Below are 11022 nucleotides of genomic sequence, written 5' to 3' on the forward strand. Positions count from 1 at the left end.
GGTCGCTTAGCTCAGTTGGTAGAGCGCCACCCTTACAAGGTGGATGTCAAAAGTTCGAGTCTTTTAGCGACCACCATAGGTGCGACGGTAGTTCAGCTGGTTAGAATGCCGCCCTGTCACGGCGGAGGTCGCGAGTTCGAGCCTCGTCCGTCGCGCCACTAGTGTCTCGTTAGCTCAGCAGGTAGAGCATCTCCCTTTTAAGGAGGGGGCCGTTGGTTCGAATCCAACACGGGACACCACTTCTTAACTACTTTTTACCCAAATTTAGCCATTTTATATTTTTAGTTATACAGCAAGCTATACAATTTTAATTATTTTTGCATTCACTGTTTTTAGGCTCAAATTTAGAGTTAAAACAATAATATAAATTTAAAGTCTAATATGATAGAATCCACCAAAAATATTTTGCCGACATAAAAGCAAGATTTGGCGATTTGTAAATTGGTTAAGGAATTTAACAATCTGCCAGAGGGCAAAGCTGGGCTCTATTTTTATAGACATACAGCTGGAAATTTTGCTTTTGGGATTATAAAAACTGCTTATTTGGATTATCAAGCTATAGCTAAATTGAAACACCATTACTTTATCTATATGGATGTTGAGCCTGGCGAACATACTATCTCTGTAGAGAGTGAATTTAGCCCTAATAAATTAAAAATTTTATTTGAAAAGGGCAAAAATTATTTTGTTAGACAATACCTAAAAATTGGTATTTTTGTAAATGGCTCGAATGTAGTTTTGATGGATGAAGAGAAGGCTAAAAAAGCACTAAAAGACGATGATTATATATTGGTTGAATTTAAAAAATAGAGCTGCAAGGTAAATTTACCCTACACTTATAAATTACTTTTTTCAATCTCAAACCAAAAATTAATAGTAGTAGTTTAAATTAGCAAGTTTTAAAATTGTTGCTTAATAATTAAATTACTATAATTGGATAAGTGACAAAGTTTTATAAAATCAAAATTGTATAACTAATTGTATAACTAAAAATGGTTAAGAAGTGGATGCCCTGATTGGATTCGAACCAATGTTAGCTGATCCAGAGTCAGCCGTTCTACCACTAAACTACGGGGCAACAAAGAATTTTATTATACAACTATTAAAATAAAACTTCTATAAATTTAAAGTTATCACCATTTTAAAGCAAAGAGTCTTTTTAAATTTATTTTTTATATAGATATCAATTAACTATTTATCTTATATAATTTTCATAAACTATTTTAACAGGAATTTACTCTCATCAAATTTAGAAAAATAAAATAAATATATTCTTTAGAAAATTCTTTCAATTATTGATTTAAGTTAGATAGCTTAATTTAACTTATCCTTGCTTTTTTACAAAGTCAAAATTCATTATTTATTGATTTATCAATATAAAAAATTAACTTATCATAAGCATAGCTTGATTTATAACAAATTTATCTAATAGACTATAAAATAGCTTTAAATAGCAATAAAAAGGAGGATATATGAAAAAAATTTTAATATTTGTCTTTGCCTGTGCTTTTGCATTTGCAAATGAGATAGTTTATAGCGATGTTGTAAAGTCTCTTTATGCAGATAAAAGCGATAAAAAGGCTATTGGAAGGCTGCTTCCAACGGCACCTGTAGAGATTTTGGAAAAAGATGGCGATATGCTGAAAATCAAGATCGAGGGTTATATCCAAGATGATGTGAGTGAGGCAATCTACTTTAGTGAGGGAAAAAGAATCCTAAACGCAGCTTTTGGAAAAAATGCAGCCGTAGATGTTAAGGTTCTAGAAAAAGGTGCTTGGAGCAAAGTAAGCGTTGAAGCCTATACCGATGATAAGGATTTTTATAAAGAATTAAAACCTATCATGGATAGAGCTGCTAGTATCTACACTGAGAGTTGTTCAATGTGTCATGCCCTTCATAGCATCAACGAATACAACGCAAATCAGTGGCCAAGTATCTTAAAATCTATGTTAAGCAGAACTGTAATGGATAAAAAAGATAGATTTTTAGTTTCTCAATATTTACAAAAAACTACTACAAAGGAGTAAGAAATGTCAGTAAATTTATCAAGAAGAAATTCACTTAAAACAATTGGTGCGGCATTTTGTGTGCCATTTTTTATGAAAATGAACCTTTTTGCGACCGAGAATGCTACTAAAAATTTCAAGATTATTAAAGATGGTGAAGTTATAACAGGAGCTCACTGGGGAGTTTTAAAACTTACCATAAAGAACGGCAAAATCGTAAAAAGTGAGCCTTTAAACAAAACTTCAAGCATAAAAAATCCTCTTCAACACTACACAGCTGATTTAGTTTATGCAAAAGATAGGGTTAAATATCCTTATGTAAGAAAAAGTTATTTAGAAAATCCAGATAGCCCAAAACCTGAACTTAGAGGAAGTGATGAGTGGGTTAGAGTAAGCTATGACAAAGCTATAAAGCTAATTGCAAACGAACTTAAAAAAACAATAAAAGCAAGCGGAAATACTAGCGTTTTTGCAGGAAGCTATGGATGGAAAAGTCCTGGAAATATGCAAAATGCAAGAATCTTACTTCATAGATTTATGAACCAAATAGGTGGTTTTACAGGAACTTTAGGTGATTATTCAACTGGTGCATCACAAATTATTATGCCACATGTCCTAGGAACAATTGAGGTATATGAGCAACAAACTTCTTGGCCTTTAGTATTAGAAAATGCCGATGTTGTTGTTATTTGGGGCGCTGATCCATACTCAACTTTAAAAATAGCTTGGACTGTAAGCGATGAGCAAGGTTTAAAATATCTTGAAGAACTAAAAAAGAGTGGAAAAAAAGTTATTTTCATCGATCCTATCAAAAATGCAACTTGCAAATTTCTAAACGCCCAGTGGATAGCACCGCTACCAAATACCGATGTTGCAATGATGCTTGGTATGATGTATGAACTCTATGAGTCTAAAAAATATGACCAAAAATTTATAGAAACCTACACAACAGGATTTGATAAGTTCTTGCCTTATCTTCTTGGAAAAACAGATAATACTCCAAAAACTCCAAAATGGGCTTCGCAGATTTGTAAAATTGATGAAAAAACCATAAAAGAGCTAGCTCACACACTTTACGACAATAAAACTATGATAATGAGTGGATGGGGTATGCAAAGAGTTCATCATGGTGAGCAACCACACTGGGCGCTAGTAACTCTTTGTGCGATGCTTGGACAAATTGGAAAGCCAGGATGTGGGTTTGGATTAAGCTACCATTATAGTAACGGCGGTGTTCCAGATGCAAAAGCTGGAATCGTTGGTGGTATAAGCTCAGGTGCTGCAAACGTTGGAACCGGTCAAAGCTGGCTTCAAAAAGCAACTGATTCAGCATTTCCACTAGCTAGAATTTCAGACGCTCTTTTAAATCCTGGAAAAACAATAGATCACAACGGTAAAAAAATAACCTATCCAAAAATTGACTTTATCTACTGGGCAGGCGGAAATCCTTTAGTTCATCATCAAAATACAAATGAATTTATTAAAGCTTGGAAAAAGCCACGAACTGTTGTAGTAAATGAAATTTACTGGACTCCAACTGCTAGAATGGCAGATATTGTTATGCCTGTAACTACAATCTATGAAAGAGATGATATCTCTATGATTGGTGATTATGCAAATTTAGGAATAACTCCAATGAAACAAGCTGTTGAAAAAGTGGGTGAGAGTAAAAATGACTATGAAATTTTTACCGATTTAGCAGCAGAGTTTGGTGTAAAAGACAAATATACAGAAAATAAAAGCGATACCCAGTGGATAAAAGAATTTTATGAAAGCGCAAGAGATCAGGCAAAGAAAATGCAACTTGAAGAGTTAAATGGTGTTGTTATGAAGCCATTTGAGGAATTTTGGGCTGATAATAAGCCTATAACTTTCCTTCAAACTCAAGAGGGATTTGAATATAATAGATATGGCGATTTTAGAGAAGATCCTATTTTAGAGCCACTCGGCACTCCATCAGGCCTAATTGAAATTTACTCAGAAGTAATTGAGAAGATGAATTATGATGATTGTAAAGCTCATCCAACTTGGTTTGAGCCAATTGAATGGCTTGGTATGAAAAACAAACCTGCTGAGTTTCACCTAGTTACTTCTCACCCTGAAGATCGTCTTCACTCTCAGCTAAATAACACAAGTCTTAGAGATGAGTATGCTATCTCAAACTTGGAGCCTATCTGGATAAATAGTGAGGATGCAAAAGCAAAAGGCATCAAAACTGGTGATGCGGTTAGAGTGTTTAATGCTAGAGGCGAGGTGTTGGCTGGTGCAAAAGTAACAGATGACATTATAAAAGGTGTTGTTAAGCTATGTGAAGGTGCTTGGTATGACCCACTTGATCCAACAAAGGCAGAAAGTTTGGATAAAAACGGAAGTGCAAATGTCTTAACTATAGATATACCAACCTCAAAACTTGCAAACGGAAACATCTCTCACACTGGTCTTGTAAATATAGAGAAATTTACAGGCAAAGTTCCTGAACTTACTATCTTTAAACAACCTAAGATAAAAGCTTAAATTTATCCCCTCAAATTTGAGGGGAATTTAAAAATTAGCTTGACTAAAATACAAATTAATTAAGGCTTTTGAAATTTAATAATTTTTCTTAACTTTGTTTTGGACGTTTTATCAACTAACAGTTAAGCTTATTGACTGTAAAATTATTTTTATATTGTTATTTTAACTTTCCAAGGAGATAATTATGCGTTTATTGTGCAATATCGTATGGTGGATGCTTTTTGGCTGGCTAATAGCTCTAACTGCTTATATAGCTGGACTCATTCTTACTTTACTTGTAGTAACAGCGCCTGTTGGTTTAGGCTTGATGGAGTATGGAAAGTTTTTATTTGCTCCATTCTCAAGAGAGATGATAAGCAAATCAAGATTTGAGCTCGATAAAAATGAGAATGTAGCTTGGAAAGCTTATTCTAAAATAGTTATGATACTTTATGTTGTTTTGTTTGGAATTTGGCTAGTTATAGCTTTGCTTTTTGCAGCTATTGCCAATGTTTTTACAATAATTGGAATCTCAAATGCTTATATCATAGTCAAATCTCTAGGAACTGCGTTTAATCCAGTTGGAAAAAAATGCTTATCAAAATATGAAGCCGATGCTTTAAAAATCGAAGAAGCCAATAAAAATTTAGATAAAAAATTTAAAAGATAGTCTATATAATAGATAAAAAATGTTTAAATTTCATTATATAGTGGAACTATAATAGACTTAGAAGTATGAATTAGAAGATGATTTTAAAGAAGAATAAACAATGAAACAAGAAATTGCAAATCACATTTTAAAGACTTGCTATTGGGGAAATATGAATATTACACCTGAAGAATTATTAAAAGATATAGACGATAAAGACTTTGCAAGAATGATTTTTAGTGCAATTTTTCAAAACTCTATCTCTTTGCTTATAGATTTGTCTATTATCAAAGATGAGTATGTTGTGGAGTTTATAAAAGAAAAAGAAACTAAGTTAAAAAGCGGTAGCTTTAACTATAGATTTTTAAAAAGACGGCTTGACTGCCTAATAAATTTATATATTGATAATTCGCACGATATAAGGGCTAGAAATTGGAACTTTTAGATAAATATAGGGCTTTATATAATGCTCAAGACAAAATACTTAACCTGCTTGCTAAAAGTGGAGTGGGTTTGTATTTAACAGGTGAAACTGCATTAAATAGATTTATTTTAAACAATTATTATAGATACTCAGACAATTTAGACCTTTTTACGGTAGAACAAAGTGTAAGTGCAAGAGCCCAAATCAATGACTTTATCTCTTTTTTAAAAGAAAATGGAGTTAAATTTGATATTTTAGTCGATAGTTTGGGTTTTAAAAGATTAATAACTGATGAAAATTTAAAAATAGACCTAGCTTATGATAGCAATAAGCATATTGGTAAATTTATAGAAAAAAATGGTTTTTTGATTGACAATATAGAAAATATTTTTATAAATAAATTAGACTCTACTTATAACAGAGATGAGATAAGAGATTATTTTGATTTATATTTGATTATGAAAAATTTCGATATAAATTTGTATGAGGAATATAAAAATCTACAACTAAAAAGTGCAACTACATTGGAAGAAATTTGTGCCAATATGATGAGTTTTACGAAGCTTAATATTACAAAAATAAATATCCATAATTTACCGGTAAAATCAAATAAAATTTTAAATGATTTTAAGGAAAATTCACAAAATTTTTTTAAAAATTATTTTTCACTTGAAAATATAAAATCAGAATACAATAATACAAATTCTTTAAAAGATGACAAAGAGCAAACAACTAAAAACAGGAAGAATAAACGATAAAAAATAGCCACTATAAACGATGATGAATTAGAATAGCTTAAAATTAAATTGTAAAAGCTTATATGATAAAATAAACTATTATTAATTGTCGATAAAAAAACTGCTTAGTAAATAGGTGGCAAAAAGCCAAAGTTATAAAAATAAAAGAGACCAAGGAAAAATATGAGCTATGATGATAAAAGTATAAAAATGAGTGCATATGATATTTTAATTGATGAATTTAACAATAAAACTCCAAATGGATTATATTATTTTACTCAGATAAACTTTTCATATAACTCAAACAAAATAGAAGGTAGCAAGCTTTCAAAAGAGCAAACTAAATGTATTTATGAAACATCATCTTTGCTTTCTCAAAAAGATGAAATAATAAGAGTAGATGATATAATTGAAACAATAAATCACTTTAAGGCTTTTGATTTTATATTAAAAACAGCTAAAAAAAGTTTAGACGAAAATTATATAAAAAAGATTCATAAACTTTTAAAACAAGGAATCACTAAAAATCAAATTATAGGTAAGTTTAAAACTAAGCAAAACTATATAGATGACTTTGTTGCTACAAGACCTGAAAATGTTTCAAAAGAGATAAATAATTTATTAAATAACTACAATAAAGTTGAGAATATAACAATAAATGATATTATAGATTTTCATTATAAATTCGAGTCAATTCATCCATTTGAAGACGGCAATGGAAGAGTTGGAAGATTGATTATGTTTAAAGAGTGTCTAAAGAATAATATAACTCCTTTTATTATAGATGAAGATCATAAACTTTTTTATTATAGAGGCTTAAGAGAATATAAAACTACAAAAGGATTTTTAATTGATACTTGCTTGAGTGCTCAAGACACTTATGCTGAAATTTTGGAAAATTACATTAAAAATAGCACTCAAAAATGATTAATTAAACACTAAGGATATTTACGATACTTTTTTAAGTTTTAATAGTAGAAGTTATAGCGAACAAGACAGCACTCTTACTATTATCTATAATAGAATAAGTGGGCTTTGTCACTAAATTGCACCCTAACATTGTTGATAACTCTAGGAATGAAGTAGCAGGGAAGCGCCTGCTATATAGCATTTATAATTATATAAAGGATAAGAGATGAAATTTAAATATGTAGTTTTGCAAACTGAAAAAGAAGCTTTAAATTATTTAGAAAGCATAAAAGATAATTTAGCTGATGATATTTATAAAAAAGCAAAAGATAGAATAAAATTTAATTATTTAGATGATGCTAGGAAAATGACAATTAAAAGTTTAAATGACTTTATAGTAGTTTTAGAACTTGCAAAACAAGGAAAATATGAAGAAGCCGATGAAAAGGCTATGGAATTTGCAGTTGAAAATATGAATATTTGGTTAAAAGAAGAGGGAATTGCAAAATGAAACCTTTGGCTTTGTTTTTAGCAGGGACTAATGGCAGTGTAAATATCAAACTAACTGATAAAATTACCAAAGAAAGCGGTGGAAGAAAGCAATTGAGCTTTTAGGGAGTCTGTTGATAGGAAAATCTTTTGTTATAGAAACAAAAAAGAGTGTTTTAAATAGATTAAAAGTCGTCTTAAAACAGAAATAATATATAGACAAGAAGCAAAAATACCCAATTCTACAACTTATGAGTGGCAAGATGATAATGGTGCGATTTGTAAAGAGGGGAGGACCACAACTGTCACTACCCCCCTCTCATGATGCAATCATAACATTTTACTCTGATAAAAATCTTAATAAAAAAATGATGTTTAAAAATCCTAAAGTTAAAAAATATTATTTAAATTTAGATTTAGTCTGAATTTTGATAATATATTTAAACAAAAACGGAATAAACAGCGGTAGCAGTTTATAAGAGAGCTGCTTAGAGAAAATGAAACTCTATAAAATATATATAAAAAACTAAATTTCAAAGCAAGGATATAGAATGGAAAACAAATACAACTTAACTACAGAAGATAATATTTTTTTAGCAAAAAGAAATATAGTAGATTATGTCTATAACAGTGCAAGATTGGAAGGTATTGCAATCACCTTCTCACAAACAGAAGCTATTTTAAGTGGTGCAAAAATTTCAAATTTAACAATGGATGAAGTTGTAACAATCAATAATCTAAAGCACGCTTGGCAGTTTTTATTTGAAACTATTGATTATCCAATGGCAGACTATCCTTTTATTTGCGAAGTTAATAGAATTATAGGCTCAGGTTTATTTAATAGAGCTGGCTTTATTAGAAATATACCTGTTAAAATAGGTGGAACTTCTTGGAAACCTGACATGCCCTTGGAGAGTCAAATTAAAGATGATATAAGCGATATATTAAATATCAAAGCAGATACCAATAGAGCATTGACGCTTATGTTGTATTTAATGAGAAAGCAGATGTTTTTAGACGGAAACAAAAGAACGGCAACGCTTTGTGCTAATAAAATTCTAATTACAGCAGGTGCAGGAGTGCTAAGTGTAGATGTAGATGACATAGAGGAGTTTAAAAATAAATTGATAGTATTTTATGAGACGAACGACATGTTAGATATAAAAACATTTTTATATAAAAAGTGTATCGATGGGGCTATCATAAAAGAAATCTCACCTGATGAGATAAAAGCACAACAAGATAGAACAAGGATGTTTGATGAGTTTAGGAATAGTATAGATAAAGTCAAGTCTTTAGATGGCGATTTATGATATCTGATAAAAAATATAGACAATCAAACGTAAAAACAAAAACAATAAATTGCTTCTAAATGTTCTTTGAGTTCATTATTTTGATAAGTCTCCTTAACAAATCCTGCTTAAATTTCACCGCTCTCTAAAGCTGTTCTATAGTCTTGCATAATATATTCTTTGTCGTTGTAAATTTCATTGTTTTGTTATTTAAATGACAATAGTTTTCAAGTGTAGTGGTTGTTAAATAATCACTATAAAACTCATAGCTAGTTAAGAATAGTGGTTGTATAATTTTATACAACAAAATAATTATGTAAAGGATAAAAAATGCAAAAGAACAAGCATAAAATAAGTGGTGCTATTATTGAGATACTAGAAGAACAAGAGATAATTAAAAACAATAAAAAATTAATAAATATATATTTTAAATTAGACGATAACACTATTTGCTTATTAAAAGAGCAAAATTTTAATAATTTAAATGTGGGAGATAGAATAAAAGTAATTGGGGATAATATAGAACAAGTTTTACATATAGATGATTATATAAATTTATCTACAGGATATACAACAATAAATTCTAATATAAGAAAATGTATTTTTATGATATTGTTGTGTGCTTTTTTTACACTTATGTCTTTTATTTCAGTAGTAGAAGTTTCTAAATATTCAAATGCTTATGCTATTTCTAAAGGTTTTTCATATTTCTTTTTAATAGCAACAGTTATATTAATTGTTGCATTATTTTTTATGAAGAAAAATAAAAAATGGCTTTTAGAAGATGATTTTAAGGATAAGTAATGCTAGAAGAGTATCAAAAAAATAGATTAAATTTAATAAAAGATATTAAAATAAGAGTTTAAAAAAATGTTTTTAAAAATAAAAAGAAGCCCATTAACGCCAACAAAAAAAGTAAGATTAAATTTTGATAATGTTAAATATGTGCTTTCAACAGGAGGTTCTTATTATATAGCAAGAGCTAGAGGAAGGAATGTTGAATATGTAGCAAGTTGGTGTTATGAAACTTATTTAGAACACTTTGATGGCTATGATGATAGCGGCTTTAAATATGGTAATAGATCTTATATTCTTAACGATAAAGAATTGATTACTTTTCTAGATGAAAAATGTTACAAAATGGATGGTAATTTGGGTGTATATTTTTTAAATAAAACATACTATTACAATCCTAATAAATAAAAAATTAATTCGTTTTTACAATTGAATTAATCTCACGAGTTCGCTATAATTTTAATTGTAAAAAACCAGTAAAGGATAAAAATGGATACGACAATTAATTACGAAAAATACGAGAATATGGATAGGCGAACAATTTTTAATCAACTACTGAAAGCCGAAAAAAAATTATACAAATTAGAAAAAGATTTTAAAACAAAAATCACCACTCAAAAAGAGCTAGTTAAATTTTTAAGAGCTAAAACAAAAAGTAAAATTAATGAACCAAAATTGTATAGCCTTTCAGAAGCACCATCAATTAAAAAACTAGACGCAGAATTTGAAAAATTACCAAAGCACGAACAAGAAGCACTAATTGCCGAAGTTAAAAAAGAGATGGGCGAGAATGTATAAAATCACAATCAAACGCTCAGCCGATAAAGAGCTAAATAAAATTCTAAAAGGCAATTTAAAAGCTGGTTTAAAAATATGCACTTTTTTAAAAGAGCTAGAAAAATCAGAAAATCCATTTGCAACAAGTAACGCAAGAAATGGAGGGTTACGAAAATCGTTGGCGTTAGAGAGTTGGTATCCACTACCGAGTAGTTGGCATAAAACAAGATGAAATTTTAACAATTGAAATAATTGAAATTTCTACAAAAGAGAGTGTTGATTACTAAATGGGACAAATTTCAAGTATAAATTTAAAAAAAAGTTTTAATATAAACGCTGAACACAACGACAGAACATTAGCCCCTAGCTATAAAATAGACAATGAATTAGAAGAGATTAAAAAAGAATTAGATAGCTATAGACCTTTGCCTAAGGAAACAGCTATTTCTTT

13 protein-coding genes and 4 tRNA genes are annotated in these 11022 nt (G+C 29.6%); 16 read left to right on the forward strand and 1 reads right to left on the reverse strand.

Annotation, left to right across the window (positions count from 1 at the left end):
- The 4 genes from Q0X52_RS07565 (at position 1) to Q0X52_RS07580 (ending at position 810) form a co-directional block, all read left to right on the forward strand.
- A tRNA-Val gene (locus tag Q0X52_RS07565) sits at positions 1-76 on the forward strand.
- A gap of 5 nt (positions 77-81) precedes the next feature.
- Positions 82-158, forward strand: a tRNA-Asp gene (locus Q0X52_RS07570).
- Positions 159-163: 5 nt separating this feature from the next.
- Positions 164-239: transfer RNA gene (locus Q0X52_RS07575), tRNA-Lys, on the forward strand.
- 187 nt (positions 240-426) lie between these two features.
- Positions 427-810: a DUF2846 domain-containing protein gene (locus Q0X52_RS07580; protein ID WP_297576579.1), complete on the forward strand. Its 384-nt coding sequence runs from the start codon at positions 427-429 to the stop codon at positions 808-810.
- A 194-nt stretch (positions 811-1004) separates the two neighbouring features.
- Here Q0X52_RS07580 and Q0X52_RS07585 read toward each other — a convergent pair.
- A tRNA-Gln gene (locus Q0X52_RS07585) sits at positions 1005-1078 on the reverse strand.
- 394 nt (positions 1079-1472) lie between these two features.
- Between Q0X52_RS07585 and Q0X52_RS07590 the strand changes: the two genes are divergently transcribed.
- The 12 genes from Q0X52_RS07590 to Q0X52_RS07645 all read left to right on the forward strand — a co-directional run bounded on the left by Q0X52_RS07590 (position 1473) and on the right by Q0X52_RS07645 (position 10803).
- Positions 1473-2027, forward strand: a complete 555-nt coding sequence (locus tag Q0X52_RS07590; protein WP_297576580.1) for a hypothetical protein — start codon at positions 1473-1475, stop codon at positions 2025-2027.
- Between the two features lie 3 nt (positions 2028-2030).
- Positions 2031-4520, forward strand: coding sequence for a molybdopterin guanine dinucleotide-containing S/N-oxide reductase (locus tag Q0X52_RS07595; RefSeq protein WP_297576582.1), 2490 nt, complete (start codon positions 2031-2033; stop codon positions 4518-4520).
- 184 nt (positions 4521-4704) lie between these two features.
- Positions 4705-5169, forward strand: a complete 465-nt coding sequence (locus Q0X52_RS07600) for a YccF domain-containing protein (protein ID WP_297576583.1) — start codon at positions 4705-4707, stop codon at positions 5167-5169.
- A gap of 100 nt (positions 5170-5269) precedes the next feature.
- A complete protein-coding gene (locus Q0X52_RS07605) occupies positions 5270-5593 on the forward strand; it encodes a hypothetical protein (RefSeq protein WP_297576584.1) in 324 nt (107 codons plus the stop codon).
- Positions 5581-6330, forward strand: a complete 750-nt coding sequence (locus Q0X52_RS07610; RefSeq protein ID WP_297576585.1) for a nucleotidyl transferase AbiEii/AbiGii toxin family protein — start codon at positions 5581-5583, stop codon at positions 6328-6330. Before Q0X52_RS07605 ends, Q0X52_RS07610 begins: the two co-directional genes overlap by 13 nt.
- A gap of 162 nt (positions 6331-6492) precedes the next feature.
- Entirely contained in the window at positions 6493-7236 is a 744-nt protein-coding gene (locus Q0X52_RS07615; protein ID WP_367173579.1) for a Fic family protein, read from the forward strand.
- A gap of 208 nt (positions 7237-7444) precedes the next feature.
- Positions 7445-7729 (forward strand): hypothetical protein, encoded by a 285-nt coding sequence (locus tag Q0X52_RS07620; RefSeq protein WP_297576586.1) that lies wholly within the window; start codon positions 7445-7447, stop codon positions 7727-7729.
- 529 nt (positions 7730-8258) lie between these two features.
- Positions 8259-9020, forward strand: a complete 762-nt coding sequence (locus Q0X52_RS07625; RefSeq protein ID WP_297576587.1) for a Fic family protein — start codon at positions 8259-8261, stop codon at positions 9018-9020.
- Between the two features lie 309 nt (positions 9021-9329).
- Positions 9330-9803, forward strand: coding sequence for a hypothetical protein (locus tag Q0X52_RS07630; protein ID WP_297576588.1), 474 nt, complete (start codon positions 9330-9332; stop codon positions 9801-9803).
- Positions 9804-9869: 66 nt separating this feature from the next.
- Positions 9870-10202 carry a hypothetical protein gene (locus Q0X52_RS07635; RefSeq protein ID WP_297576589.1) on the forward strand — a complete coding sequence of 111 codons (333 nt, stop codon included), beginning with the start codon at positions 9870-9872 and terminating at the stop codon, positions 10200-10202.
- 81 nt (positions 10203-10283) lie between these two features.
- Positions 10284-10592, forward strand: coding sequence for a hypothetical protein (locus Q0X52_RS07640; RefSeq protein ID WP_297576590.1), 309 nt, complete (start codon positions 10284-10286; stop codon positions 10590-10592).
- Positions 10585-10803, forward strand: a complete 219-nt coding sequence (locus tag Q0X52_RS07645; protein ID WP_297576591.1) for a hypothetical protein — start codon at positions 10585-10587, stop codon at positions 10801-10803. Before Q0X52_RS07640 ends, Q0X52_RS07645 begins: the two co-directional genes overlap by 8 nt.
- Positions 10804-11022: the final 219 nt, after the last annotated feature.

The sequence above is a fragment of the uncultured Campylobacter sp. genome (genome assembly GCF_947255105.1).
Classification (GTDB): domain Bacteria; phylum Campylobacterota; class Campylobacteria; order Campylobacterales; family Campylobacteraceae; genus Campylobacter_B.

Bases quoted from the DNA above. Each gene is read 5' to 3' on its own strand.
- Q0X52_RS07590 (WP_297576580.1), top strand. From the start codon at position 1,473: ATGAAAAAAATTTTAATATTTGTCTTTGCCTGTGCTTTTGCATTTGCA.
- Q0X52_RS07595 (WP_297576582.1), top strand. From the start codon at position 2,031: ATGTCAGTAAATTTATCAAGAAGAAATTCACTTAAAACAATTGGTGCG.
- Q0X52_RS07600 (WP_297576583.1), top strand. From the start codon at position 4,705: ATGCGTTTATTGTGCAATATCGTATGGTGGATGCTTTTTGGCTGGCTA.
- Q0X52_RS07605 (WP_297576584.1), top strand. From the start codon at position 5,270: ATGAAACAAGAAATTGCAAATCACATTTTAAAGACTTGCTATTGGGGA.
- Q0X52_RS07615 (WP_367173579.1), top strand. From the start codon at position 6,493: ATGAGCTATGATGATAAAAGTATAAAAATGAGTGCATATGATATTTTA.
- Q0X52_RS07620 (WP_297576586.1), top strand. From the start codon at position 7,445: ATGAAATTTAAATATGTAGTTTTGCAAACTGAAAAAGAAGCTTTAAAT.
- Q0X52_RS07625 (WP_297576587.1), top strand. From the start codon at position 8,259: ATGGAAAACAAATACAACTTAACTACAGAAGATAATATTTTTTTAGCA.
- Q0X52_RS07630 (WP_297576588.1), top strand. From the start codon at position 9,330: ATGCAAAAGAACAAGCATAAAATAAGTGGTGCTATTATTGAGATACTA.
- Q0X52_RS07635 (WP_297576589.1), top strand. From the start codon at position 9,870: ATGTTTTTAAAAATAAAAAGAAGCCCATTAACGCCAACAAAAAAAGTA.
- Q0X52_RS07640 (WP_297576590.1), top strand. From the start codon at position 10,284: ATGGATACGACAATTAATTACGAAAAATACGAGAATATGGATAGGCGA.
- Q0X52_RS07645 (WP_297576591.1), top strand. From the start codon at position 10,585: ATGTATAAAATCACAATCAAACGCTCAGCCGATAAAGAGCTAAATAAA.